The following is a 26,109-nucleotide window of genomic DNA, read 5'->3' as shown; positions in this document are numbered from 1 at the left end:
CCGCGCGCCGTTGCCCGTCGTCGTACCGCGATAGCGATGAAGCTATTTGTAAGCTGGCGCACCGAAGGACGCTCGAACCGGGTGCTTTAATCGAGTGCACTGTTTTGGTTCACGGTGCGAGCCGTCCGATGGCGCCTCGGGCACGCAACGTCACCTCCCGCGGGCATGGGGAGCAGGGCAACACATGGAACCGGGCGGGAGCCGCGCAGGGGCGCGGCCGGGCCGCTGCCGCGCATTCGTCGAGCAGTCGCACGATCGTGGAATCGCTCGTTCCGGTGGAGCCGCCGGAACGCGTGTCCGCGTCCGATAAAAATACCGATCCGAGGAGTACCGATTGAAGCCCATTACGTTCGGCAGCTGCGTGGGGTGGCTGCACGAAGGACAGACGACACAAGGGGTGATCCTGTGCGAATCGTTGGGACACGAGGCATCGTGGACGCACAAGCTCATGCGGGCGATCGCCGAGCGCCTTGCCCGCGACGGCGTCACGGTGTTGCGATTCAACTATCCGTGCACCGGCGATTCCGCGGGCGACGATCGTGACGCCGATCGGCACGCCGCCACCCTCGGCAGCATTCACGATGCGATCGATCTGCTGCGCGACCAGGTCGGTGTCGCGTCGCTGACGCTCGTCGGCATCCGCGCGGGTGCGCTGTTCGCGATGCTGGCCGCCGCAGGCGACGGGCAGCACCCGTCGCCGCGCATCGACGCCTTGGTGGCGCTCGCGCCGGTCGTGCGCGGGCGCGCTTATCTTCGCGAGCTGTCGTTCGTGCATCGCCAGTGGCTCGACATCACGTCGCCTGCGATTCGCGCCGCACATCGCGACGAGCCGTGCATGAACGTGCTCGGGCACCGCTTTCCCGACGATTTCGTCGCTGCATTGAAGGCGGTCGATCTGTGCGACGTCGTGCGCGACGCACCGACGCTGCCTCGCGCGATGCTGCTGATTCAGCCCGATCAGGACGAGCCCGCGTTGCGCGATGCGCTGCTCGCGCGGGGCGTGAACGTGGCGACCGAACCGTTCCGCGAATGGCCCACGACGATGCTGGACGGTACACGCTCGCGTCTGCCGCTCGCGGCCATCGACACGCTCGCGAACTGGATCGTCGAACGCGCGCCGCACACGGCCGCCGGCGTCGACCCGACGTGGCGGCCGGATCCGCCATGGAACGGCGAATCGGCCGCGGCGCTCGACATGATCGACATGACCGAGCAGGTCGTCGCGGTCGGGCCGGACCGGTTGGTCGGCGTGCTGTGCCGTCCCGCCGATACGGGGCCGGCGCATCCCGTCGCGCCGGCGCTCGTGATCGCGAACACGTCGACGAATCCGCGAAGCGGCGAAGGGCGCTTCAGCGTGCGCCTCGCGAGGACGCTCGCGCGCGCCGGCGTCACGACGTTGCGGCTCGACGTGAACGGCGTCGGCGACAGCGGGGCCGCCGCGCCCGACGACCAGTCTCCCGTCGTGTATTCGGCGCGGTCGAGTGACGACGTGGCGGCCGCCGCCGATTGGCTGCGTGGGCTCGGTCATCCGGACGTGGTCGCGGCCGGCATCTGTTCCGGCGCCTATGCGGCATTGCATGCGGCCGTGAAGACGCCGTCGCTCGGCGGCGTGATCGCGATCAACCTGGCGCGCTTCGTGTGGCCGGCCGGCCTCTCGCTGGACGCGGTGCAGAAGCAGCGGAACAACTCGGTGCGCGGCTACTGGCTGTCGGTACGCGACTGGCAGAAGTGGAAACGCCTCGTGCGCGAACGGCGCGATTTACGGCCGATCGTGCGGGCCGTCGCCGCCAATGCGATCGCACGGGTCAGCGTACCGGTGAAGGAGGCGGCTGCGCGCGTCGGCTGGAAACCGCGCGCCGGCACACCACGCGGCGTGATGCACGTGCTTGCGCAACGCGATGTCCGGACGACCCTCGTATATGGCGCGCTCGATCCCGGCATCGACGATGTCCGCCGCCATTTCGGCGCGATCGAGCATGCGTTCAGGTGCTCGCGTCACGTACGGCTGCACCTCGAGCCGCAGGTCGATCACGCGGTATACGGCGCGGTTGGCACGGATATCGTGATCGAGCGGTGCTTGCAGGCGCTCGGTCGCGACTTGACGAGGCCGGTCGTGCACGCCGTCGATCCTGTCGGGCTCGAAGCGGCTGGGGGATCGTACGCAAACGTGTCGGTCGGCAGGCCGTGATGCGCGTCGTGCCGCATGCGTCGGCGCCGCGGGGTGCGATCCCGGCTTCGTATGAAGATCGACGTTCGGTGGGGTCGCTCACAGACGCGCGGCTCGCCGTAGTGTCCAATCCCTTATCGATGCATGCACGGTTGTGCCCCGACCAGCCGGATGTGTCAGTTCCGATCGCCCGGCTCCGCATAGGGTGATTTCGCGTAGGGCGATGCGTACAACGTGTCGCTGCGCCATACGTCGTCGGTGGGCGCATTGGCCACCTGCGGGCGATGCGGTCTCGTCGGCACGAGCGGCCGGCGCAACGTGATGCGGGCCCGCGTGTCGGGCTGGACGGCGGTGCTCGCGGCTGAACGAGCGAGCGCGGGCGCCACGGCCGCGGATGCGGTCGCGGCTGGCTCGGCGATTGCAGCCGCGCCGGGGGCTTGCGCCGAGCGTTGTGGCGGCACGGGCGCAACGCGCGTCGACGATGCGAGGAGCGGTGTGTCGGCCGGTGTGCCGGACAGCGTTTGCGCACCGGCGGCACAGACGAAGCCGGCCGACGCGATGTAGAGGAACGGCGCAAGCGACGAAGAGAAGTTCATGACGAATCGCAGGGAGTGACGTGCGGTGAAGAGGGTGGTGCGGCACTGCAATGCAAGCCGCGCTGGGCAAGCGTAATGCCGGAATTCGCCGCGTTCGGCGGGTTACCGCACAGTTTTGGAAGGACACCATGTCAATCACCACGCAACCGGAATCGACGCGCGACACGCGGCGGCCATGCTGGGCCGGCGCCGGCCGTGCGCCGTGGCTGTCGCGCATGGCGATCGTGGCAGCCGCGTGCGCGCTGAGCGCATGCGCGCTGTCGCCCGGCATGACTTACCGCGCGCCGGGGGAGCGCGACGCGAATGCGCGCGTGAGCGCCGACGCATCGGGCTCGGGCGGCCTTGACGGCGTGCAGAACGTGTCGAGCGAGGATCTGATCGAGATCACGCCGGCATTCGTCGCACAGCACCATGCGGGGCGGCCGGCCAACGTCGACGCGGAGATCCGTCAGTTGTTCGGCAAGCCGACGCCGTACACGATCGGCCCCGGCGACGTGCTGAGCATCATCGTCTGGGATCACCCCGAATTGAACCTGCCGACGACGCAGACGGTCGGCGGCGGCGACGGCGTCGGCGCCAGCTCGGTCGCGACGGGCTACACGGTCGACGCGGCCGGCAACGTCCAGTTCGCGTATGCGGGCCTCGTGCACGTGGCAGGACTGACCGAGGCACAGGCGCGCGCGCTGCTGATGAAGCGGCTCGGCGAATACGTGCGCAAGCCGCAGCTCGCGCTGCGCGTGCAGAGCTACCGCAGCAAGCGCGTCTATCTCGACGGCGAAGTGCGCACGCCGGGTTTGCAGATCGTCAACGACATGCCGATGACGCTGCCCGAGGCGATCGACCGCGCGGGTGGCTTCACGCCGACGGCGGATCGCTCGCAGGTGTCGGTGACGCGCGGCGACACGACCGTGAACGTGAGCCTGCCCGCACTGATCGCGGCGGGCGTGAATCCGTCGAACATCCTGCTGCGCGACGGCGATCTCGTACGCGTGCGCGCGGCGAGCGACGCGAAGGTATTCGTGCTCGGCGAAGTATCGCGGCCCGCGACGCTGACGTTGACCGACGGCCGGATGAGCCTCGGCGAAGCGCTCGGCGACACGGGCGGCGTGAGCCAGTACACGTCGGACGCGCGCCAGGTGTTCGTCGTGCGCCGCGGCCCCGACAATCGTCCGCGGGTGTACCACCTCGACGGCAGCTCGCCCGCGTCGTTCGCGCTCGCCGACCAGTTTCCGCTCGAGCGGCGCGACGTCGTGTTCGTCGATGCGTCGTCGCTGGTGCGCTGGAGCCGCGTCGTGAACCTGCTGATTCCGTCGTCCGCGCAAGGTGCGCTGACGGCGAAAGCCATTTCGCCGTGATGCCCGAGGCGGATTTCGTGACCGCGACCGTGCGTCGCGCCATACGGGACTGATGCTGCATGAACACTTCGACCTTGCCTGAGCCGCCCAGCGGGCGCATTCCGCGGCCGTCCTATCCGGTGCGCCGCTACTGGAGCATGCTGTATGGCGGCCGGCGCCTGATCGCGTGCACGGCGCTCGCCGGCGCGCTCGCGGGCGGCCTGTATGCGCTGTTCGCGGCCCCCGTCTACCGCTCCGACATCCTGTTCCAGGTCGAGCAAAGCCAGACCGATTCGAAGCAGACGTCGCCGCCCGGCGATCCGTCGTCGGTGTTCGATCTGAAGACCGATGCATCGACCGAGATCGAGGTGCTCAAATCCCGCGCGGTGCTCGATCGCGCGATCGAGAGCACGAACCTCGCCCTCGACGCACGGCCGCATTACCTGCCGCTGATCGGCTGGCGGCTCGTGAACGCGGCCGACGGACTGTCGTCGCCGTTGCCGGGCGGCTACGTGTATGGCACCGAGCGCATCGACGTGCCGACCTTCGACGTGCCGAAGCGGCTGCTCGGCAAGCGCTTCGCGCTGACCGTCGGCGACGACGGCGCCTACACGCTGCAGCGCACGGGCTTCTTTGGTCGGAAAGGGCCGGTATGGCGGGGCCGCATCGGCCAGCCGCTGCACATCGAGACGCCGCAGGGGCCGATCGACGTGTTCGTGCGCGACGTGGCCGGCCAGCCCGGCGCACGCTTCGATCTGACGCGCTACAGCGACGAGGAGGCGACGACGTGGCTGCAGAAGAACGCGCTGATTTCGGAGCGCGGCAAGCAGTCGAACATGATCGGCGTGACGCTCGACGGCATCGATCCCGTGCACGACAGCCGTGTGCTGAACGCGATCGGAGATGCGTACCTCGCGCAGAACACGCAACGCAAATCCGAGGCGGCCGACAAGCTGATCCGTTACATGGACGGCCAGTTGCCGCAACTGAAGGCGCAACTGGAAGCGGCGGAGAACCGCTTCAACGCATTCCGTGCATCGCACGGGACGGTCAATACGAGCGACGAGGCACTGGCGTTGCGTCAACAGTCGGTCGACATCGAGACGCGTGTGCAGACGCTGCAGCAGCGTCGCGAGGAACTGCTCACGCGCTTCATGCCGAAGCATCCGGCCATCGTGGCCGTCGATGCGCAGCTCGCCGATGCGCAGCGCTCGCTCGACACGGCCCGCAAGCAGATCCAGCAACTGCCGACCGTCGAGCAGGGCGTGCTGCAACTGCAGCGCGACGTGGCCGTCGACACCGCGCTGTACACGAACCTGCTCAATACACGCCAGCAGATGGTCCTCGCGCGCGCCAGCAAGACGGGCACCGTGCGGATCGTCGATACGGCGAAGGTCGCCGAGCAGCCGATCGGGCCGCATCGCGGGGTCGCGGTGGTCGGCTTGCTGATGGTCGGCCTGCTGGCGGGCGCGGCGATCGTGATCGCCCGGCAGCGCGTCGTCGGCACGATCGGCGACGCGGAGGAAATCGAATGGGCGACCGGGCTGCCCGTGTTCGCGACGGTCCCGCACAGCGCCGTCGCGGCGGCCGCTGAACCGAGGTCGAAGGGCGGCCGGCGCGGCCCGCGCATGTCGACGGCGCCGATCGACGTGCAGGACGCCGCGCTCGAAAGCCTGCGCAGTTTCCGCGCGTCGCTGCAATTGTCGATGCCGGCCGCATCGAATCCGGTCGTGCTGATCTCCGGGCCGACGACGGGCGTCGGCAAGTCGTTCGTCGCCGCGAACATCGCATCGCTCGTCGGCGCCGCGAAACGGCGGGTCCTGCTGATCGATGCCGATCTGCGCAAGGGTTCGCTGCACGACCGGTTCCGCTATAGCCGCGCGCCGGGGCTGGCGGACGTGGTGGCGGGCACTCACACGCTCGACGAGGCAATCAGGCGCGGCGTCGCACCGGGCCTCGATTTCATCGCGATGGGCCATGTCGTTCCCGATCCGGGCGAACTGCTGCTGCAACCCGCGCTCGCCGAACTGATCGGGCAGGCCGCGTCGCGCTACGACATGGTCGTGCTCGACGGCTCGCCGTTGCTGCCGGTGGCCGATGCGCTGGTGCTCGGCCGCCTCGCGGGCACCGTGTTCCTCGTCGCGCGTAGCGGCGTGACGACGTTGACGGAGCTCGACGAAAGCGCGCGGCGGCTCGAGCACGCGCATATCGATGCGCGCGGCGTGATCCTGAACGACTACAAGGGCGCGCCGGGACGGTACGACTACGGCTATACGGGCGCGAACACGCATCAGGCCGAGGCAGGGTTGACGGGGATGATCGCACCGCGGCAGCGGGCGGAACGCGCGTCATGAATCGGAGAGCCGACGGTGCCGGGCCTCGACCGGGCGCGGCGACGGCGCGCGGGATGGCGCGCGTGCGCGGTGTCGCGGGCGGTTATGCGGGCTACTGGTGGGAGGATCCGGCACGGCTCGTGCCGATGTTCATCCTGCCGTTGTATGGATTGCTGTCGCTCAGCCTGCTGGGCGAGCAGAAGTCGATCGCACGAATCTATTTCGACGGTTACTACGCATTTGCCGGCGCGTTGTTCCTGATGGTGGTGGCGGCGACGGCGTGGCTCGCGACGACCGAAGCGCGGACGCGGCGCGGGCCGCCGGAAACGCCCGTCGAGGTGCCGCCGCGCGTGCTCGATTGCCTGTTCGCGCTCGCGCTGTTCGGCAATCTCGTGATGATGAGCGGGATCATCGCGCGGCCGGCGCTGCTGCTCGAATTCCTGCATGGCCAGGCTACCGCGTACGACATGCTCCAGCAGATCGGCCGCGTCACCGGGTTGAGTTCGTTCACGCAGGCGACGTCACCGTTCGTCGCACTCTATTTCTACGTGTTCCGAACGCCGGTGAAAGGCCTGAACCGCTACAAGATCTACATGGCCGTGCTCGCGGTGCTGACGCTGCTGCGCAGCTTCCTCTTCGCGGAGCGCCTGGCGTTGATCGAGATGGTGATGCCGCTCGCGCTGATGGTCGTGCGGTTCCGGCTGCACGGCCGGTATGCGCGGCTGCTCACGCTTGGGCCGTACGCGGCGATCCCGTTGTTGTTCGCGCTGTTTATCGCGAACGAGTACAACCGGTCGTGGGAAGCCTATTACGTCAACATCTACGACAACATCTTCGACTTCGCGCTCGAACGGCTCGGCCTGTACTATTCGACGTCGCTGAACAACGGCGCCGGGATGCTTGCCGTGCTCGGCTGGGGGCAGGGCCATCCGATGTTCACGTTCGACTGGTTGATGCGCTTTCCGGTGATCGGCGAGACGTTCCGGCCGTGGATCGATTCGAGCGACAGCTTCAACCTGTTTCTGAACAGCTACGCAGACCCGGAATTCAACAATCCGTCCGGTATCTTCGTCCACTTCTACGAGTGGGGCTGGTTCGGGCTGCTCGACGCGGCCGTGCTCGGCTGGATGGTCGGCCGCAGCTATGCGGGCTGGCGCAGCGGCAACGGGTTCTGGTGCTGCGCGCACGCGGTGCTCTACGTGTCGTTGATGGAGATCATGCGTACGCCGAATCTGTTCAGCGGACGCAATTTCCTGCCGATCGTGCTGCCGATCATCGTGTTCCATTGGTTCGGGAAGCGGTCGACGAGCGTGGCACCTTCCTCCACGCATGCGGTATCCGGACGCGGGGCGCGCGCCGCCGACACCAACGAGCGGGACGGCGGCGCAACGGCATGGCCACTCGCACCCGCACCGCATCGACGACGCACTATTCCACGCGCGACGCGAAATCCGGAACGGTAGGCTCGCGAACTGTGCGCGGCCGCGCGATCCGTATCATGACCAGGATTGTCCGCGCGCTGCTCGTCCGACTTCCGCACATGACCGACCTGACCATCGCAATTTGCAACTACAACCATGGTGCCTACCTGCGCGAAGCGATCGACTCGGCGCTCGCGCAGACCGTGCGCGACGTCCGCGTGCTGATCGTCGACGACGGGTCGACCGACGATTCGCGCGACATCATTCGCTCGTACGGCGAGCGCGTGACGGCGGTGTTCCAGGAGAATCGCGGCCAGGTAGCCGCGTACAACCGCGCGCTCGAGCATGTCGCGTCGCGCTACGTCATCCTGCTCGACGCGGACGATCTGCTCTATGCCGACGCCGCGGCACGCGTGCTCGCCGCGTTCGCATCCGGCGATTTCGTGAAGGTTCATTTCCGGCTCGACGTGATCGCGCACGATGGCGTGCGGACCGGCGCCAGTGTGCCGCAGTCCGCGGTCGATACGGATTGCGGGCGCCTGTTGCGCGCAGGCTGGCTGTATCCGTCGCCGCCTGCATCGGGCAACGCGTATCGCGTCGCCGCGCTGAAGCGCATCTTTCCGGTACCCGTCACCGCCGACAATCTGCACGGCGCCGATTTCTACGCGATCTACGGCATCGCGCTGCTCGGGGCCGTCCACATGATCGACGCGACGCTCGGCGGCTATCGCGTGCACCAGCAGTCGAACGCAAGCGCAACCGACGCCCCGGCCCTTGCGCTCGCCAATTCGGAAGACGCGGCCACCGGTGCGCTGAAGGCCGAACGCCGCTGGTCGATCCTGCGCACGCTCGCCGGCGCGCGGCTGCAGGAAGCGCTACCGATCGCCCCGCTCGACTTCGCGATCGAGAAGGCGCGCTTCGCGAGCACGCTGTATCGCGCGCCGTTGGCGCGGCGCTGGCGCTGGTTTCTGTGCGAATCCGGACGCTACTGGCATACCGTGCTGCGCAATCCGTTCTGGCGTCCTGCCAAGAAGGCAGCGGTCACCGTGCTGTCGCTCGCATGTTTGCTGCCGTCGTCCGCGCTGAGCAATCGCGCGATCCGCTACCTGTCCAATCCGCTTGCGCGCGTGCGCAAGCTGCCCGCCGCACGCACCGACGTGCAATGAGCACCGCGCGCTCGCGGCTGCGCCGGCCGAATCGCCTGTTCGGTTAGCCATCGCACCCAGTGCGTCCGGCATGCGCTGCACAATGGTCCGGACCGTTGAGGAACGCGTAACGACGGATATCGGTGGCCGCGTGGCGCGGCAGCGAGGCCCGCCATGACGGACGCGAAGCAATGTCCGTGACGGCCACGTGTTCATCAATGAGGAATGCGTAATACATCGGGATTCCGATGTGTATGGATCGCTCGCGACTTGACGATGCGCCGCCTCATCGGCGCGCTGGGCAACGAACAGTGCGATCGAATCGACCAATCCAGAGATGACCAAAGAAAAGATCGTTCATATTGCCGAGGCGTTTGGCGGCGGCGTGCTGTCGATGCTGACCTATCTCGCCAACCATGCCGCGGCAGCGGGCGTCGACGTGACGGTACTTCACTCGATCCGGCCGGAAACCCCGCGCGATTTCGCTACGCTGTTCCGGCCCGACGTGAAGCTCGTTTATGTCGACATGGTGCGCGAGGTCGACGTCCGGCGTGATCTGCGGAGCTTGCGCGCGCTGGTCCGGAACCTGCGTGACTGCGGGCCGACCGCGGTTCATCTGCACTCGTCGAAGGCAGGCGTGCTGGGACGCATCGCCGCCCGGATCGCCGCGCCGACCGCGACGGTGCTTTACTCGCCGCACGGTCTGTCGTTCCTGCGCTGCGACGTGTCTCGCATGAAGCAGTTCGCGTATCTGAGCTTCGAGCGCATCGCGGCGCGTATCGGCGGCACCATTGTCGCGTGCTCGGGCAGCGAGCTCGGCGAGATCAACCGCAAAGTTCGCGCGAAATCCGCGGTTCTGGTGGAAAACGGGGTGAACGTCGCCGAGATTCCGCCTCGCCGAGCGCGCGACGATCGCAAGGTCGTCATCGGGATGAGCGGTCGCGCGTCGTTCCAGAAGAATAACGAAGCATTCATACGACTTGCCGACGAGTTGCACGGCGCCGACGTCGAGTTTCTCTGGATCGGCGGCAACGTGGGGGAGATTCCCGATTCGTCGCGGCGCCAGGCCATCGCCTGCAGCGGCTGGGTGACCCGCGAGCGTGCGCTGACGCTCACGTCGGAACTGGACATCTATGTCCAGACCTCCCGCTGGGAGGGGATGCCGGTCGCGCTGATCGAAGCGCAGGTTGCCGGGATCCCGGCCGTGGTGACGAACGTCGTCGGCAATCGCGACGTGGTGATCCACGGCGTGACCGGCTACGTCGCGTCGACCCCCGACGAGATGGTCGGTTACCTGAGCACGCTCCGCGACGACCGTCGGCTTCGCGAGCAGATGGGCGAAGCCGCGCGAAAACGCGCGATTCAGCGGTTTTCGATGAGCGCGATCTTCCGGCAATGGCACGCGCTTTACGGACTGGGCCCCGACGAGCCGCGCGTTGCCACGCGCGACTTCGAGCCGGTTGCCGTGGATCACGTCAAAGCCTGACTTTGATATCCCCTTATTGACATGAGCGCTTTCAAGAAACCGAGGCAACTCGTATACAACGGCCGATTCACCACGCAGAAGACAACCGGCGTGCAACGCGTCGCACGCGAGCTGATCGCCGCATTGATCAAGTTTCAGCCGCAGGATCCGGTAACCGTGCTGGTGCCTCCGCAGCCCGGTATCGAGGTGAGTGGCGCGAAGACGATCAAGGTCGGCTTTTACAAGGGCGTGGTCTGGGAGCAACTGGTGCTCCCGTTGTTCGCGCGCCGCGGCCGCGTCGTCAATCTCAGCAATTCGGCATCCATTTTCATCGGCAACCAGATCATCTACATGCACGACGCGGCGGTATTCGACACGCCCGCGCATTTCTCGCGCCCGTTTCGCATGTGGTACCGGATCATGTTCTGGATCCTGGCGCGAACCTCCGTCCGCGTGCTGACCAACTCGTATTTCTCGCGGGATCGCCTCGCGCATCACTGCGGGGTTGCCGCGGAGAAGATCAGCGTCGTGCCGCTCGGTGCGGATCATCTCGACACGCTGGAACCGGACACGAGCGTGCTCGACAAGCATGCGCTGACGCCGAACCGGTTCGTGCTCGCGGTCAGCAGCATGAATCCCACCAAGAACTTCGGCCGGCTGATCGCGGCGTTCAGGCAGATCGACGATCCGTCGGTCGATCTCGTCATCGTCGGGATGCAGAACACCACCGTGTTCGGCAAGCAGGACCCGATGGCGGCGGCCGCGGAGCCGAACATCAAGTACGTCGGCTATATCAGCGACGAACAGTTGAAGGCGCTGTATCAGAACGCGGCGTGCTTTCTTTATCCGTCGATCTACGAAGGCTTCGGCATACCGCCTCTCGAGGCGATGCGCTACGGCTGCCCGGCGGTGGTCGGCAAATCGGCAGCCCTGCCGGAAGTCTGTGCGGACGCGGCGCTGTACTGCGATCCGTATTCGCAGGACGACATCGCGCGGAAATTGCGGAGCCTGCTCGATTCCGACGAACTCAGGGCCGAGCTCAAACGCAAGGGGCGCCTGCACGCGGACAAGTATCGCTGGAGCAGAAGCGCCGAGATGATGAAGGAGATATTCGAGGGGCTGTAGGGCATCCGCCGGGCTGCACGACGACTCACTGTTCCCCACCGCACTGTCTCGCGCGTCGGCCATCCATACAGTGAACGACTATCCGATATCTCGGCGGTGCGGAACCTGACGGGCCGGCCACCGCTTCATCATGACTGCACGCGAAACCCACCTCGATGTCGCCCGCGGCGCGGGAATCATTCTCGTCGTATACGGGCATGTGCTGCGCGGCGCCGTTTCCGCCGATCTCGTGCCGGCAGGCGCGGCCGACACGGCATTCGCGTGGAACGACTACGTGATCTACACGTTCCACATGCCGTTGTTCTTCTTCCTGTCCGGCCTGCACGTCTGCAGCTCGCTGCGCCGCACGCCGCACGGCTTCCTGTGGTCGAAGATCCGGACGATCGCGTATCCGTACCTGCTGTGGTCGATCGCGCAGGGCGCCGTGCAGATTGCAATGGCGTCGCACGGCACCAATCATCCGTTTACGCTGAACGACCTGCTGGCGATCGGCTGGCGACCGTTCGCCCAGTTCTGGTTCCTGTACGCGCTGATGCTCTGCATGCTGGGCATCCGGGCGTTCGCGGCGGCCGTGCCGGATGTGACGCGCGCACCCATGCCATCGCGGGCGCGCGGCTGGCTCGCCGGATGCGCGATGCTCGGGCTGGCGCTCGGCGCAGCGACGCAGTGGGGCATCGTGTCGATCACGCTGATGAACGCACCGTTCTTCGTGGCGGGTGTGCTTGCGTCGCAGGCATTGCCCCGGTGGCTCGCGCGCCATGGCGGGCCGACCGCATGCGCCGCCACGGCAACGGCGTTCGTCGCCGCGGTCGTGTTCGCTCACGGCGTCGGTAGCGCGACGAGCATCTGGGCGCTTCCCGCCGCGTTCTCGGGCATCGCACTGGCGCTGCAACTCGCGCATCGGTATGCGTCGCAGCCCGCACGCGCGGGATGGCTGGCGGCGATCGGTTGCGCATCGATGCCGATCTACCTGACCCACATCTTCGCGATGGCGGCCGTACGGATCGTGCTGATGCGCGCCGGCATCACCGGCCTGGCAGTCCACCTCGTGCTCGGCACGCTGGCCGGTGTCGCGATCCCGATCGCCGTCTATCTGGTCGCATTGCGGACGGGGTTCGCGCATATTGCCGGCTTCCCGTCATGGCCGGGACGCGATACGGCGGTACGAACGCGTACCGCTTGAGCTTCGGCATCATCGTCGGGCCCGGACGTTGCGCGCTTGGTCTGATGACGCACCGAAGCCGATCGGCGCCCCTGATCTAATCAACGTCGAAGCGTCGCCGCTTTCGTCGGCGTCGCGGACGGGCCATGCAGTCGGCCGCCGACATGTGCGGTTCAACGCGCGCGAAAACCTGCCAGGGAAACGATACGCCATGCATCAATTGCAACGTCTGTCGCGCGGCGTGATCGCCGCGATGTGCATCGCGGGCGGGCTGTCGTGGTCGGAACCCGCGGTATCCGCGACCGCCGCGGGCGAACCGGCCGCGCTTCATGCGGCCGTACCGGACGCATACGTGCGTCCGGATCGCGCCGCGGCCGATCAGGGCGACGCGTTGCAGCGCGCGCTCGATGCGTTGCGCCCGGGGCAGCGGCTCGTATTCGCACCGGGGCGCTATGTCGTCGGCCGCTCGCTCGTCGTACGGCAGGCGCGTGTGGTGCTGTCGGGATTCGGCGCGACGCTGATCGCCACGGCGCCGAACGATCAGACGATCGAGCTGCGCGGCGACGGTACGACGCTCGTCGGGTTCCGGCTTATGGGAACCGGCACGACGCGCCTCACGACGCCGGAGTCGACGAAGGTCGAGGTAACGGGGCGAGACGTACAGGTGCTCGACAACGTCGTCGACGGCGGCGCGGGTGCCGGCATCTTCGTGTTCGGCGGTGCGGATGTCGCGATCGTCGGCAACGAGGTGCTGTCGACGCTGGCGGACGGCATCCACATGACGCACGGCTCGCGCAACGTGCTGGTACAGGGCAACGTCGTGCGCGGCACCGGCGACGACATGATCGCCGTGGTGAGTTACCAGGCGGAGGGCGTGCTGACCCGCAACGTGATGATTACCGGCAACTCGCTGGAAGGCAACCCGTGGGGGCGTGGCATCACCGTCGTCGGCGGTGCGGACGTGACGATTTCGAACAACATCGTGCGCAACGTGCAGGTCAGCGCCGGGATTCTCGTCGCGCAGGAGGACAGCAACCGCACAGCCGGCTCGTCCGACGTCCGGATCGAGCGCAACGTGATTGCCGATATCCAGACTGCGACAGGCCGGACCGATTCGCGCCCGCTCACGCAGCAAGCGGCGATCGAGGTCAGCACGTGGTCCGGTTCGGTGTCGCGGGTGACCGTGATCGGCAATCGCGTGTCGAATGCGAGATTCGACGGCATCCGGTTGTGGGGCAACGTGTCCGACATACGGCTGGCCGACAATCGGCTGTCCGGGATCGGCGGCTTGCCGGTGCGGGTCGGACCTGAGCCGGAGTGCGCAGCCGGTGCTCCTGCGGCCCCTTCCGCGAACGATCGGTCGAGGAGCGTTCCGTGCGCGCGCGCCCGCCAGTCTGCGCCGGGCGCGCCCGACGCGCTCGGCGCCGATACGTCGCTCCTGCCGCGCGTGCGCGAATCCGTCAGACGGCCGCGGTGGTCGCAGCGCGGCACGGATTAGGGTGAGCAGGACCTGATCGAGCGGTGCGCGGCATCCGCGCCGTCGGCACCGCGCGGCGCGCGCCGACGCGATTCGCACGCACTTGTCGCACGGCGTCGCGTTCCTCTGCCTTCTTTTGACGCGCGCCCGGTCAGCCTGGCTCGCCGGCGGAGAGCGGTACGACCGGCGTCGGCTGCGCGGACGTCGTCCCCGAGCGCGGCGGAGCGGCGCCGACGATTGCCCGCCCGTACTGATCATCGAACCGCACGATATCGTCTTCGCCGAGATAGTCGCCCGATTGCACCTCGATGATTTCGAGCGGAATCCGGCCGGGATTCTCGAGTCGATGCACTTCACCGACGGCGATGTACGTCGATTCGTTCTCGCACAGCAGGAACGTCTCGGTGCCGCGCGTCACCTTCGCGGTGCCGCGCACGACGATCCAGTGCTCGGCGCGGTGATAGTGCATCTGCAGCGACAGCCGCCTGCCGGGTTCGACGACGATCCGCTTCACCTGGAAGCGCGCGCCGAAATCGATCGAATCGTAATGGCCCCACGGCCGCTGCACCTTGCGGTGCTCGCTCGCCTGCGGGCGCCGGTCGGTCTTCAGGCGGGCGACGACGTTTTTCACGCGCTGCACGTCGTGCTTGTTCGCCACGAGCACGGCATCGGCCGTCTCGATCACGACGACGTCCTTCATCCCGACGCACGCGATCAGGCGGCCTTCCGAGCGCACGAAGCTGTCCTGCGTGTCCTCGAATACGATCGGGCCGCGCGCGACGTTGCCGTGATCGTCCTTCGGCATGATTTCCCAGATCGCGTCCCACGTGCCGACGTCCGACCAGCCGGCCGCGAGCGGCACCACGATGCCTTCGATGCCGAGCTCGCGGTGTTCCGCGAGGCGCTCCATCACCGCATAGTCGATCGAATCCGACGGGCACGCGTCGAAGGCCGCCGCATCGATCCGGAAAAACGGATCGTCCGCGACGCCGGCGCGCCACGCGCTTTCGCAAGCGGCGTGGATGTCCGGCGCGAGCGCGCCGATCGCCTTCAGCCAGACCGATGCGCGCGTGACGAAGATCCCGCTGTTCCACCAGTAATCGCCCGATTGCAGATAGCGTTCGGCGAGCGTCGCATCGGGTTTTTCGACGAAACGCCCGATCGCGTAGCCGCCTTCGCTGCCATGGCGGCCCGCGCGCGGCTCGCCCACCTGGATGTAGCCGTAGCCCGTCTCGGCACGGCGCGGCAGTACGCCGAGCGTGACGATCGCGCCTTCCTGCGCATAGCGCGCCGCGCGGGCGATCGCGTCCTGGAATGCGCCGACATCGACGATCACGTGGTCGGCCGGCATCACGGCGAGCACGGGATCGTCCACGAGCGCGCTCGCGTCGAGCGCGGCAAGCGTCAGCGCGGGCGCGGTGTTGCGCGCGACCGGCTCCAGCAGGATGCGGGCGGGCGCCGACCGGCCTTGCACCTGCTCGGCGCTCATGAAGCGATGCTGTTCGCCGCATACGAGGAGCAGCGTGTCGCCGAGCGACGCGTTCGCGATGCCGTTCAGGCGGCGTGCCGTCGCCGACAGCGGCGATTCGTCCGAAACCAGCTCGATCAGCTGCTTCGGATACTGCTCGCGCGACAACGGCCACAGCCGCGTGCCGGAGCCGCCGGCGAGAATCACCGGCAGGATGCTCGGCAGATCGGGTTCGGGAACCGGGCGAAGGGTGGGGGTCATCGGTTCGCTCCGGTATCGACGGGCAGCCGGGTGAGAGCGCGGCCGTCGGCGCGCGCGTCGTCGTTGCGCGAGACGGAAACGGCCCGCGACAGCAGGTAACGCAGCGCGCCGGCCGCACGGTCGGCCGCGCGTACCAGGCCGACGAACGGCGCACCCTGTTCGAGATACGGGCCGTAGGCCTTGCGGAATCCGAACTGTTTGTAGAACGCCTGACGCGGCGCGGGGACGTGCGTGCGCACGGCGGTGTCCGGCCATGCGGCCTGCGCGGCGGTGAGCGCGCGTCCGATCAGGCGTTCGAGCGTGTCGTCGTCCCGACAGCTTTCGCTCGTCAGCACCTTGTCGATCACGACGTCCGGATCGATGTCGTCGCCAGGCAGGATGCGGGCGTAGGCCACGACTTCCGTGGCGTCGCCGTTGCGCATGCTCGCATAGACGTGCAGCGCGCCGGCGTCCTTGCCGTCGATGTCGAGATGCGTGTGCGCGTCCTCGACCACCAGCACGGCGTTGCGCGCGCGCAGGATTGCATAGAGATCGACGGCGCTCAGATGTTCGAATTCACAACAATGCCATTCCATGATGCTGTCCTCGCGTGATGCCTTCGGCACGCCGCACCCTACGGACGCGATCGATCCGTGCGGCGCGGCGATCTTCATCATCCTGATGCGCGATGTGGCGGTCTGTTCGAAAGCGCACTCACGCTCCGGATTCGCAGGCACGGCGCGGGATACGAGGCGACGCGCGCGTCGCGGGAGCGTCGCAATGTGCGGTAGCACACACCGTCGGGGCCGGTGCTTTTTCATAATTGATTCATCGTGGCGGCCGGCAATGAAGCGCGGCCGTGCCGGGCACGGCGCGTCGTCGATCGCGTGGTGCCGACCGGGCGATGCGATCTCGCCGCGTCTCGTCGAAATCCCGCGCGCCCGTGCGGCGTGGACGCCTGAGTCGGGACGCTGCCGGTCGCGCGCTTGCACCGCCGTGGTGATCTTCCGGCGTGCCGGCTTCGGGTCGAGACGGGCGGGTTGGCGGTCGCGCGAGGAGGGCCATCGTACTGCACCGCACGACGCGCGGGCCGGCCTCCTGAATCCAGGCCGCTCGGCGGGAATGCCCCGAAAACGCCTGCGCGGCGCGATGCCGGTGATTACGGCGTGTAACGACCGGGCGGCCGGCACACCGGGGCAACGCGATGCGGTTACGCGGCGGCCGGCGCGATTATGCGGTCCGTGGAGCACGGTTCCACGTACTTTTGGGAGATTTCGGCGGAAATCGCCGGTAATCGACAGGATCAATATTGCGGAAAAGTAGTATTTGCCACTGATTGACGGCAATGGTCGTAGATAATCAAATCTCGGTGGTCAAACGCGCATGGCGCGCAACCCGGGGCAGCGTAACCGCCTGATTCAGGTTTATCTTTTGGTAACAAGGTCAACTTGAAACGGGGTGTAAATTCGGGTGCGGATGAAATGGGGCGGCCAATCCGGCGACGGTTTGGCCGCCGTCCGGTTCCGCAGCGGGCGCGACTGTCGTGTACGACGCCCCGTACATGCGGACGGAGTCCCCGTTTGCCGACGTGCCCCGCCTGACGGCGGGTCGCTTCAAAGCCGGAATGTCATGGCTCCCGAAGCCGCGCATTCCGTTCGAGTTCGATGACAACGAGGCCGGATGACATTCGGCTCGACCTCCGGGGGTGTTCGCCGTGTGCAGTTTCGATCTTCGCCAACGCTGCGCAAACGCAGCGCGGAAAGGCGGCCATGCGCCGCCGGTCGCAGCGCACGCGAACGGTTCGCGGAGTGCGGAAAGTGACGGTTCGTTATGAATATGCCAATAACGCGCGATAAGAGCGCCGGCGTGGGGAGCGGTAACGGGCAGCGTCCGCTGATTTACTGGACGCAGTCGCCGTCCGTGATGCTGCGAAAGGAATTGTCGCGCCGCGACTGGAAAGTGACGGTGGTCGCGCATGCGAACGAACTGCGCGACACGTCGGGCGAAATTACCTGCGGCATTCTCGACCTGAGCGGCGGCCACGCCGATGCGATCGGCAGCATCGCGTCGACCTGCGCGTCGATGCGCGACGTCGTCTGGGTGGCGCTCGTGGACGTCGGCCAGACCGCGTCGCCGAACGTGCGCGCGCTGTTGCGCGACTACTGCTTCGACTATGTCACGCTGCCGGCGTCGCACCAGCGGATCGCCGATACGGTCGGCCATGCGTACGGCATGGAATGCCTGTTCGCGCGCGATCGCGAACAGCTCGAATCGGAGGAAAAGGGTATCGTCGGCACCTGCAGCGCGATGCTGCGGCTGTTCGACACGGTGCGGCGTTTCGCGCGCACCGACGCACCGGTGTTCGTGTTCGGCGAAACCGGCACCGGCAAGGAACTCACGGCCGTCGCGATCCATCGTCATTCGGAGCGGCGCAACGGCCCGTTCGTCGCGGTCAACTGCGGTGCGATTCCGCCGCATCTGCTGCAATCGGAGCTGTTCGGCTATGAGCGCGGCGCGTTTACCGGCGCGAACGCGCGCAAGATCGGCTACGTCGAAGCCGCGAACGGCGGCACGCTGCTGCTCGACGAGATCGGCGATCTGCCGCACGAGAGCCAGGCAAGCCTGCTGCGGTTTCTGCAGGAGCGCTCGATTCATCGTCTCGGCGGCAGCGATCCGGTGCCGGTCGATGTGAGGATCGTGTCGGCGACGCACGTCGATCTGCGCGATGCGATGGAGGAAGGGCGTTTTCGCGCCGACCTGTTCCACCGGCTGTGCGTGATGCGCATCGACCAGCCGCCGCTGCGCGCGCGCGGCAAGGACATCGAGCTGCTCGCGCATCACATGCTCGAGCGCTTTCGCGGCGATGCGCGCCATCGCGTGCGCGGGTTCTCGACGGATGCGATCACGGCGCTTTACAAGCACGACTGGCCGGGCAATGTCCGCGAACTGATCAACCGCGTGCGCCGTGCGGTCGTGATGACGGAGGGGCGCCTGATCACCGCGCAGGACCTCGAGCTCGAATATTGCCTCGATGCGGCATCGCCGTCGGTCGCCGACATCCGCAAGTCGATCGAGCGCGAGGCGATCGAAACCGCGTTGCTGCGGACGCGCGGGCGCGTCGCGGCCTCCGCGCGCGAGCTCGGCGTGTCGCGCGCGACGCTGTATCGCTGGATGGAGGCGTACGGGATCGAGCGACCGCGCGGGACGGGCTCGTCCGACTGATACGGGAAGCATGACGCTCGCGGTGGCCGCGAGCGTCGCATCATCCGGCCGGCGTGGCCCGCACGGCGCGCGCGGCGTTGACGGCCCGGATTTCCACCGCAGGCGGTGCGTTATCGTCGGCCGCCGCAGGCTTCCCGTCGATTCTCGACGGAATGAGCGCGATGCGCGCCGGCGTGCCGGGCGCGAGATGGAACCAGTCGTCGCTCGGCATGAAGCCCGGCGCGTCGATCTGCACGTGGCGGGCGACGTGTCGCGTGTCGATGTCGACGTGCCAGGTCTCGCCGGTGCGCGACACGCACGCCTCGATCCCGGGTTCGCGCCGCGCCAGCACGGCCGGATGCGTGCGGGACGGGAAATGGAACGCCTGCGACAGCGGCGTGCCGTCGTCGGCGCGCAGCGTGGCGACCACCGTATCGTGTTCGCACGGGCCGAAGCGGTACGCGTAGGTCCAGTCGAAGAAGCGGCCGAGCAGTTCGGCCGAGCCGAGCCGCACCGTGTCGTGCGCGGCGATCCGCACCGCGCAGCCGGCCCGTGCCACCGGCGTGCGGCCGTCGCGCAGCGCGACCAGCTCGATCGCGGCCGACAGCGGCGCCGGGCGCTCGTTGACCACATGCACGTCGAGCCCGTTCAGCCCTTCGTCGACGAGCAGCACCTGGACCGGCTGCAGCACCTGGCGCAGCGCATACCATGCCGATTTCGGCCGGTGCGCGGCGTCGATCACGCCCCATCCGGCGCCCGGCATCACGTCCTGGAATTGCCACACGAGCGCGCCGGCGCACCGCGAACCGGTGCGTCGCCACTCGGAAAACGTCTCGCGCATCACGTCCGCGATCACCGCGCGCGACAGCTCGACATAGCGCGCAGGATCCTCGCGCCGCAGCCGGTCGGGCGCGACGTCGTACAGCGTCTGCAGATAGTGGTCGCGGATATCGTCGAAATCCCACGACGTGCCGGGGTCGCGCGGCACGGCCGCCTTCCAGCGCGGTTCGTGCACGCCGGGCCAGCCGAGTTCGGCGAGCGTCGTATCGCATGGCACGTTCGCGAATGCGAGGCATTCGCTCGCGAAGCGCACGTCCGCGCGGCGCGCGTCGTCGAGCGGGCGCAGGTACGCGCCGACGCCGTAGTAGTGCGACACGCGTTCGCGCGGCGTGAACGGCAGCACGCCGCCGTCGGGCGAATCGGGCACGTACGGGACGTCGGGGCGGTGCGCGGCCGCGTGAGCGGCCAGCCGGTCGGCCGTCAGCTCGAGAAAGCGCTGCTTCGGCCCGAGCCCCGACATCGCGGCCTGTTGCGCGATCTCGCTGCCGCCGCACAGCACCGCAAGCGACGGCGAAGCGCCGTGACGCGAGAGGAACTGGCTCGCTTCGCGGTCGACGTTGGCCGCGAACGCGGGGTCGTCGAGCGCGTAATCGAAGTTCGCGAAGCCGAAGTCCTGCCAGACCAGCAGCCCGAGCCGGTCGCACCATGCGTGGAAGGCGTCGGCCTCGTAGGCCATCGTGCCGCCTACCCGGATCATGTTGAAGCCGGCGTCGCGCGCGAGCCCGAGCAGGCGGCCGTAGGTCGCGTCGTCCGCGTGCAGCGCGAGCGGCGCGGCGCTGCTCCAGCATGCGCCGCGCGCGAATACGGGCACGCCGTTGACGCGCAGCCCGAAACCCTTGCCGTCCGCGCCGGAATCGACGTCGATCGTGCGGAAACCCGTCGAGCCGAGCGGCCGGCGCGCATCGCCGATATGCAGCGCGATCTCGTAGAGCGCCGGCTCGCCGTGCGTATGCGGCCACCAGCGACGCACGTTCGGTACCGGAACGCTTGCGCGCAGTTGAGCGGCGCCGGCACGTTCGAGCGTCGCGTGATGGTCGCCGCACGACAGCCGCGCCGCGAACGTGTCGGGCAGCGCCACGGCGAACGTGAGTTCCGCGTCGAGCCAGCCCGTGTCGCCCTCGACACGCGCCTGCAGTGTGCAATCGGCCAGAACGGGCCCGTCGGCCGGATCGAGCACGTCGACGGGCCGCCACGGGCCGGTGGGCACATACGGCGGGAACCAGCCCGGCATGTGTCCGAACAGCGACGTGCGGATCGTGCGCAGCGCGGCCGGCTCGGCGAGCCGCGTGCGCCAGCGCGCACGGCGCGGCGCGCGCGCGTCGCGCAGGTGCGGCGCGAGGGCGCGGAAACAGACGGTCAGCCGGTGCGTGCCGTCGAGCGACACGGGCACGTCGTGCGCGACGAACATGCTGTCCGAGCTGTGGATCGGCGTGTCGTCGAGCCACGCCTGTGCAAGCGTCGCGAGGCCGTGAAAGCGCAGGATGCGCGGCCCGCGCCCGCGCAGCGCGAGCCGGTACCAGTGGTCGCGCTCGTCGAGCGACGCGGCTTCGTCGAGCCGGCCGGCCAGCGCGAGCGCCTGCGCGACCGTGCCCGGCACCGGCGCCGCGATCCAGCCGCCTGGCTCGGCCGGGAGGTCGCGCGGGTGCCGCACGGCGCCCGCGGGCGTCGCCAGCATCGACCACGCGGGCAGGGGGCGCGCGCGCGTCACCGCATGGCCGACACGGGCTCCGTGTCGCAGCGCACCGGCGTCACGTGCCGCAGCGGCGCGCCGATCTGCCGCGCGCACGCGACGAGGTCGCCATACGCGGCCTCGATCGCGTCGAGCGTCGACTCGCCGCGCTCTTCCTTGCCGCGTGCGCACGCGCGCGCGAGCCGGAATTCGAGCACCATCGCTTCCGACGCGATGCGATCGCACGCGGCGCGGATTTCGGCGAACGGCCCGGTGCAGCCGCTTGCCTGCAGCCAGCGCGCGTAATGGCCGAACAGTTCGAAATTCGCGCCGAGCTGCCGCACCGAATTGAACGAGTACGCATGGAAGCGTTCGAGCGGCGCTTCCGCGAGAATCGCTGCGTCGGTCTGCAACTGCCGGCGAAATGCCGCGACCGGATCGACGACCGGCAGGCGCCGCAGGTGGCGCTGCAACGTGGCGAGGGAGGCATCGCAGAGCGCGCGCTCGTCGAGCGGCGCAAAGCGTCGCTTCGCGCATTCGACGTACGGCGGCAGCGCCATCGGCGAACTGCCGCCGACGAGCCCGCTGTAATCGACATCCTCGGCGACGTAATAGCCGCTGTTGTGGAAATAGCCGATCTGGTGCTTCGCGCGGTCGATCGCGTCGATGCCGATCGTCGTCTTCGTGTGCTGCGTGCGGTAACTGCTGCCGCGCGTATCGGGCAGGAACCACGCATCGACCTCGACGATCATCAGGTGTCCGCGCGCGACCTGCGTCTCGATGTGCTGGTCGAGCGGCTCGTAGATCGAATGTTCCTGCACGACGATCCCGTAGAGTCGCTCCAGCTCGTCGTGCGGAAACTTGAAGAACGTGAACTGGTCGCCCTCGAAATCGAGCGCGATCGTAAACGGCAGCGCCGCGTACGGATTGAGACCCCACCACCGGAGCACCTCGAGCCACATGTCGACGTAGCAGTTGGTCTGTTTCCAGACCATCTCCTGACTGTGCAGCGGATGCGGCCGGTAGTGGCGCGCGCGATGGCGCACGCTCTCGAACGACGCGTCTTCGCCGTCGCGGGAAACGAACCTCATCGCGTACCCCACAGCACGTCGCGCACGTCGCGCGGCCAAGCGTCGATATCGAAGCCGTGGTGGCGGAACAGCGCGAGCGTGAGCCGCTCGAGGCTGAAGCCGACGCAGCCCGTGTGCGCGACGTCGCCCGTCGCGGTACGGATGTCCCACAGCAGCCCGAAATGATCCATGTGATAGTTGAAGCTCAGGCATGCGGTCTGGCGGTCGTCGTGCTCGATCGGGATCAGCAGCTCGAACTTCAGGTTCTGCTCGCGCTGGCTGTCCGCGACGATCTTGCCGCCGCGCCCGAAGAACGGGTCGTTCGCGAGATCGATCGCATTCGGCAGGCGCAGCGCTTCGATCATCCGCGTGCCGCGTTCGATCCACGTCTCGCGGAACGAGACGATCTGCTCGGGCGTGCCGATCCGCACGTATTCGCGCATCCGGAACAACTGCATGCGGGTCGGGTCGAGCGACGGTTCGTGACGGAAGCAGTACGAGAATACGTCGACGATGCGGCCGTCCGGGTGCAGCGCGCCCGCGCGCGCGACGACGGGATACACGGGGTAGCACGCGGCCGGCGTCATCACGACGTAAGTCGGCTTCTGGTTCTCGGTCCAGTCGTCGCCGCGATCGAGGCATTGCAGCACGCGCTGGTGCTGGCGCTCGTCGCCGCAGAACGCGTGCACGCTGCCCGCCAGCTGCGGGAAGCTCTTCATGTATTCGCTGCGCTCGAACTCGGTGCGGCTCATCGCCGGCGGGAAGCGCAGCACTTCGGCCTGCTGGTCGGCGCCGATGCGCGTGACGAACGCGTCGAGCGCTTCGACGACGCGCTCGAATCGCTCGCTGCGGCCGAACAGGCCCTGGATGCCGGTCGAGACCAGCAGGCCCGCGTCGATCAGCGCGTCGCGCAGCGGGTTGACGCCCGCACGGTCGAGCGGCGCGTCGGCGGGAACGGAGGCGGCGGAGGGCACGGCGAGGCGATCGTTCACGTATGTTTCTCCAGCGTCGCGGGACGCAGCGCGAGCAACAGGCTCGCAGTGTTGGCGGCAATGCGGTCGTTGCTGATCATCAGCGGCGCCGCGTGCAGGTCGCGAATGTGGCGGCCGATGCTGAACGGCGTGCCTTGCTTGTAGCCGGCCATCCCGCAGATCATCATCGCCTGATGCGCGACTTCGAGCGCGGTCGCCGACACGTAGGTCTTCAGCGTATTGATCTCGGCGGCCCAGGCCATGCCGGCCGACCACGAGCGGGCCTGCGCGTTCGCGTGGAGGCGCAGCACGTTGTCGACGCGGGCCTGCATCGCCTGCATCAGCGCCAGCGATTCGGCGATGCGCCGCGCGGCGGGCGACGGCGCGCCGTCGGTCTGGCGCGCCTGCGCGCGGAAGAACTGGTGCGCGCGATGGAACGCGTCGCCGGCCACGCCGATCCACACCGCGGCCCACAGGATGTGCGAGACGGGCACCATCGTTTCCTCGGCGATCTTCGCGAACGGCACCGGCAGGCATTGCACGGCGGCGCCCTGCGCGTCGAGCACGAAGCCGTTGCTGCACGTGCCGCGCATGCCGAGCGTGTCCCATTCGCCGCGGCGCGTGAGCGTATAGCCGTCGCGCAGCAGCGTGACGAGCACCTGCTCGGAAGCCGGCGCATCCGCATCGCGTCGCGCGGTGGCGAGAATGCCGTCCGCGTAGTCGCCGTACGAGATCGTCGGCGCGGCCTTGTGCAGCCGGAATCCGCCGCCGTCGATTTCGAGCGCGCACTGGCTCGCGCGCAGGTTGCCGCCGACGCCGTCTTCCGACGTGGCCGACGCCAGCAGCCACTGGTGACGCACGAGCTGCTGCAGGAACAGCTTGTGCCAGCCCTGGTCGGCGGCGTGGTCGACGATGCACGCGACCTGGATCTGGTGCATCGCGAACACCATCGCCGACGACGCGCAGGCCTGGCCGAGGATCGAGCAGGCCGACGCGATGTCTTCCAGCGACGCGCCCGCGCCGCCGAGATGGGTCGGCACCATCGCGCCGAGCAGGCGGCGCGCGCGCATCGCCTCGATCGCCTCGACGGGGCAGCGCGCGTCGCGATCGACCGCATCGGCATGCTGGGCGGCGATTTGCGCGACGGCATGCGCGGCCTCGTCGAGGCGATGCGAATCGCTGTCGGGCGCGAGTTCGGGAAGCAGCGCGCTCATGCGGAGTGCTCGGTGCGTTGCAGCGTGGCGATCGTGTCCGCGAGCGCGTCGATGCTGCGGAACAGGTTGCGGTTCAGCATCTCGTCGGGAATCTCGATGTTGAACTGCTTTTCGATCGCGAGCATCAACTGGATCGTATCGAGGGAGGAGAGGCCCGCTTCGTAGAGGTCGTCCCCGTCGCCGATCGAATCGATCGCGGCTTCGAGATGGGCGACGTGCTTCAGGATGGTTCTGATTTCGTTTTTCACGTGCTGCTCCGGCGTGCGTGGTGTCGTCCGCTCGGGCGAACGCGCGATATGCGCTGACATCCCCCCGGCAGTCCGGCATCAGTAGACCACTGGCAGACACGGCGTTCTGTTCGCCACCCTACAAACAGCTGAACCGGTACGCGTGCGGCGCCGAAGCGCCGTCCCGGTCCGGCACGCCGGTCACGCGCGCGATGCTGCTGGCACGCCCGAGTCGGCCGACAGGATGCGCTTCATCTCGTCGCGCACGATCGCGCGGCAGCCGCACGACATTTTTTCTAGGCCGCCGAGGTCGGCGAGCTCGATCGAGCTGCGGTATTGCCGGATCAGGCCGAGCTTCTGGATTTCGCCGGCGGCGTCCGTGACCGTTTCGCGCCGTACGCCGAGCATTTGCGCGAGCATGCTGTGCGTCACCTGGATCTCGATACTGCGGGTGCGGTCGAACGCGAGCAGAAACCATCTGCATAACTGATGTTTGAGCACGTGATGACGGCTGCAGAACGTGATCTGCGAGACCTGCGCCATCAGCAGCCGCACGCAGACGAACACGAGATGGCGGATCACCGGCGACGCATCGAACGCGGCCGCGAAGACGCGCCGGTCGAGCCGGTAGACGAACCCGTCGCGGCACGCGAGCGCCCGGCACGGCATCTGGCCGCTGCCGCCGATCACGTCGTCGCAGACCACGCTTTCGCTGCCGATCTCCGCGACTTCCAGCGTCATGCCGCCAGACGACACGTACTGCAGCGAGATCGCGGTCGTGACCGGCAGGTAGACGGCGGCGAGCATTTCGCCCGGTTCGCAGAGCACCTGCCCGGATTTCAGGTGAACGAGTTGAAGGTGGGGCGTCAGCGTGGCGAGTTCGTCGCGGTCGATGGCCGCGAGAAAACGGTTGGCATCGAAGCTGTGGGAAAGCTCGATCATGCCGTTCGCATACGCGACGGCGTCGGGAGCCTGATGAGTCAC

General features: G+C 67.9%; 19 protein-coding genes. 10 read left to right on the top strand and 9 right to left on the bottom strand.

What is annotated here, in order from left to right:
- The first annotated feature begins 334 nt into the window (after positions 1-334).
- Positions 335-2,188 (top strand): serine aminopeptidase domain-containing protein, encoded by a 1,854-nt coding sequence (locus LGN10_RS06315; protein WP_226222341.1) that lies wholly within the window; start codon positions 335-337, stop codon positions 2,186-2,188.
- A 155-nt stretch (positions 2,189-2,343) separates the two neighbouring features.
- Here LGN10_RS06315 and LGN10_RS06310 read toward each other — a convergent pair whose 3' ends face one another.
- Positions 2,344-2,814 (bottom strand): hypothetical protein, encoded by a 471-nt coding sequence (locus LGN10_RS06310; protein WP_226222339.1) that lies wholly within the window; start codon positions 2,812-2,814, stop codon positions 2,344-2,346.
- Between the two features lie 77 nt (positions 2,815-2,891).
- On the opposite strand from LGN10_RS06310, the gene LGN10_RS06305 reads away from it, so the two are divergent.
- From LGN10_RS06305 to LGN10_RS06270, 8 genes are all read left to right on the top strand, one after another.
- On the top strand, positions 2,892-4,118 hold the full coding sequence (locus tag LGN10_RS06305) for a polysaccharide biosynthesis/export family protein (RefSeq protein ID WP_226222337.1): 1,227 nt from the start codon (positions 2,892-2,894) through the stop codon (positions 4,116-4,118).
- 59 nt (positions 4,119-4,177) lie between these two features.
- Complete coding sequence (locus tag LGN10_RS06300; RefSeq protein WP_226222330.1) at positions 4,178-6,451, top strand: GNVR domain-containing protein; 2,274 nt, start codon at positions 4,178-4,180, stop codon at positions 6,449-6,451.
- The gene (locus tag LGN10_RS06295; protein ID WP_226222328.1) at positions 6,448-7,893 is read left to right on the top strand and encodes an oligosaccharide repeat unit polymerase; all 1,446 of its coding nucleotides are present in this window, start codon (positions 6,448-6,450) and stop codon (positions 7,891-7,893) included. The genes LGN10_RS06300 and LGN10_RS06295 overlap by 4 nt, the downstream gene beginning before the upstream one ends.
- 77 nt (positions 7,894-7,970) lie before the next feature.
- On the top strand, positions 7,971-9,017 hold the full coding sequence (locus tag LGN10_RS06290) for a glycosyltransferase family 2 protein (protein WP_124658162.1): 1,047 nt from the start codon (positions 7,971-7,973) through the stop codon (positions 9,015-9,017).
- Between the two features lie 316 nt (positions 9,018-9,333).
- Positions 9,334-10,482 (top strand): glycosyltransferase, encoded by a 1,149-nt coding sequence (locus LGN10_RS06285; RefSeq protein ID WP_226222326.1) that lies wholly within the window; start codon positions 9,334-9,336, stop codon positions 10,480-10,482.
- Between the two features lie 21 nt (positions 10,483-10,503).
- Positions 10,504-11,586 (top strand): glycosyltransferase family 4 protein, encoded by a 1,083-nt coding sequence (locus LGN10_RS06280; protein ID WP_226222324.1) that lies wholly within the window; start codon positions 10,504-10,506, stop codon positions 11,584-11,586.
- Between the two features lie 130 nt (positions 11,587-11,716).
- Positions 11,717-12,769 (top strand): acyltransferase family protein, encoded by a 1,053-nt coding sequence (locus LGN10_RS06275; protein WP_226222322.1) that lies wholly within the window; start codon positions 11,717-11,719, stop codon positions 12,767-12,769.
- Positions 12,770-12,959: 190 nt separating this feature from the next.
- Positions 12,960-14,246 (top strand): nitrous oxide reductase family maturation protein NosD, encoded by a 1,287-nt coding sequence (locus tag LGN10_RS06270; protein ID WP_226222313.1) that lies wholly within the window; start codon positions 12,960-12,962, stop codon positions 14,244-14,246.
- A gap of 130 nt (positions 14,247-14,376) precedes the next feature.
- Here the strand turns inward: LGN10_RS06270 and LGN10_RS06265 are convergent, their stop codons facing one another.
- Together LGN10_RS06265 and LGN10_RS06260 are read right to left on the bottom strand one after the other, a co-directional pair.
- Entirely contained in the window at positions 14,377-15,954 is a 1,578-nt protein-coding gene (locus LGN10_RS06265) for a mannose-1-phosphate guanylyltransferase/mannose-6-phosphate isomerase (protein WP_104012807.1), read from the bottom strand.
- Positions 15,951-16,529: a drug:proton antiporter gene (locus LGN10_RS06260; RefSeq protein ID WP_226222456.1), complete on the bottom strand. Its 579-nt coding sequence runs from the start codon at positions 16,527-16,529 to the stop codon at positions 15,951-15,953. Before LGN10_RS06260 ends, LGN10_RS06265 begins: the two co-directional genes overlap by 4 nt.
- Positions 16,530-17,763: 1,234 nt before the next feature.
- Between LGN10_RS06260 and LGN10_RS06255 the strand changes: the two genes are divergently transcribed.
- The gene (locus tag LGN10_RS06255; RefSeq protein ID WP_059574633.1) at positions 17,764-19,155 is read left to right on the top strand and encodes a sigma-54 dependent transcriptional regulator; all 1,392 of its coding nucleotides are present in this window, start codon (positions 17,764-17,766) and stop codon (positions 19,153-19,155) included.
- A 40-nt stretch (positions 19,156-19,195) separates the two neighbouring features.
- Here LGN10_RS06255 and LGN10_RS06250 read toward each other — a convergent pair whose 3' ends face one another.
- From LGN10_RS06250 to LGN10_RS06225, 6 genes are all read right to left on the bottom strand, one after another.
- On the bottom strand, positions 19,196-21,649 hold the full coding sequence (locus LGN10_RS06250; protein ID WP_226094184.1) for a glycoside hydrolase family 2 protein: 2,454 nt from the start codon (positions 21,647-21,649) through the stop codon (positions 19,196-19,198).
- Positions 21,650-21,678: 29 nt separating this feature from the next.
- Complete coding sequence (locus LGN10_RS06245; protein WP_226222311.1) at positions 21,679-22,734, bottom strand: DUF1839 family protein; 1,056 nt, start codon at positions 22,732-22,734, stop codon at positions 21,679-21,681.
- The gene (locus LGN10_RS06240; RefSeq protein ID WP_226222309.1) at positions 22,731-23,705 is read right to left on the bottom strand and encodes an amino acid--[acyl-carrier-protein] ligase; all 975 of its coding nucleotides are present in this window, start codon (positions 23,703-23,705) and stop codon (positions 22,731-22,733) included. The genes LGN10_RS06245 and LGN10_RS06240 overlap by 4 nt, the downstream gene beginning before the upstream one ends.
- Positions 23,702-24,898: an acyl-CoA dehydrogenase family protein gene (locus LGN10_RS06235; RefSeq protein WP_059639359.1), complete on the bottom strand. Its 1,197-nt coding sequence runs from the start codon at positions 24,896-24,898 to the stop codon at positions 23,702-23,704. Before LGN10_RS06235 ends, LGN10_RS06240 begins: the two co-directional genes overlap by 4 nt.
- Complete coding sequence (locus LGN10_RS06230; protein WP_006490451.1) at positions 24,895-25,146, bottom strand: acyl carrier protein; 252 nt, start codon at positions 25,144-25,146, stop codon at positions 24,895-24,897. Before LGN10_RS06230 ends, LGN10_RS06235 begins: the two co-directional genes overlap by 4 nt.
- 180 nt (positions 25,147-25,326) lie before the next feature.
- Positions 25,327-26,109, bottom strand: a complete 783-nt coding sequence (locus tag LGN10_RS06225; RefSeq protein WP_179231773.1) for a Crp/Fnr family transcriptional regulator — start codon at positions 26,107-26,109, stop codon at positions 25,327-25,329.

This window comes from Burkholderia sp. AU32262, from assembly GCF_020419985.1.
Lineage (GTDB): Bacteria > Pseudomonadota > Gammaproteobacteria > Burkholderiales > Burkholderiaceae > Burkholderia > Burkholderia semiarida.
This window is presented reverse-complemented; position numbering and strand designations above follow the sequence as displayed.

Coding starts and splice junctions, on each gene's coding strand:
- LGN10_RS06295 (WP_226222328.1), top strand. CDS start 6,448: ATGAATCGGAGAGCCGACGGTGCCGGGCCTCGACCGGGCGCGGCGACG.
- LGN10_RS06235 (WP_059639359.1), bottom strand. CDS start 24,898: ATGAGCGCGCTGCTTCCCGAACTCGCGCCCGACAGCGATTCGCATCGC.
- LGN10_RS06285 (WP_226222326.1), top strand. CDS start 9,334: ATGACCAAAGAAAAGATCGTTCATATTGCCGAGGCGTTTGGCGGCGGC.
- LGN10_RS06265 (WP_104012807.1), bottom strand. CDS start 15,954: ATGACCCCCACCCTTCGCCCGGTTCCCGAACCCGATCTGCCGAGCATC.
- LGN10_RS06270 (WP_226222313.1), top strand. CDS start 12,960: ATGCATCAATTGCAACGTCTGTCGCGCGGCGTGATCGCCGCGATGTGC.
- LGN10_RS06250 (WP_226094184.1), bottom strand. CDS start 21,649: ATGCTGGCGACGCCCGCGGGCGCCGTGCGGCACCCGCGCGACCTCCCG.
- LGN10_RS06300 (WP_226222330.1), top strand. CDS start 4,178: ATGAACACTTCGACCTTGCCTGAGCCGCCCAGCGGGCGCATTCCGCGG.
- LGN10_RS06255 (WP_059574633.1), top strand. CDS start 17,764: ATGAATATGCCAATAACGCGCGATAAGAGCGCCGGCGTGGGGAGCGGT.
- LGN10_RS06245 (WP_226222311.1), bottom strand. CDS start 22,734: ATGAGGTTCGTTTCCCGCGACGGCGAAGACGCGTCGTTCGAGAGCGTG.
- LGN10_RS06305 (WP_226222337.1), top strand. CDS start 2,892: ATGTCAATCACCACGCAACCGGAATCGACGCGCGACACGCGGCGGCCA.
- LGN10_RS06275 (WP_226222322.1), top strand. CDS start 11,717: ATGACTGCACGCGAAACCCACCTCGATGTCGCCCGCGGCGCGGGAATC.
- LGN10_RS06260 (WP_226222456.1), bottom strand. CDS start 16,529: ATGGAATGGCATTGTTGTGAATTCGAACATCTGAGCGCCGTCGATCTC.
- LGN10_RS06280 (WP_226222324.1), top strand. CDS start 10,504: ATGAGCGCTTTCAAGAAACCGAGGCAACTCGTATACAACGGCCGATTC.
- LGN10_RS06290 (WP_124658162.1), top strand. CDS start 7,971: ATGACCGACCTGACCATCGCAATTTGCAACTACAACCATGGTGCCTAC.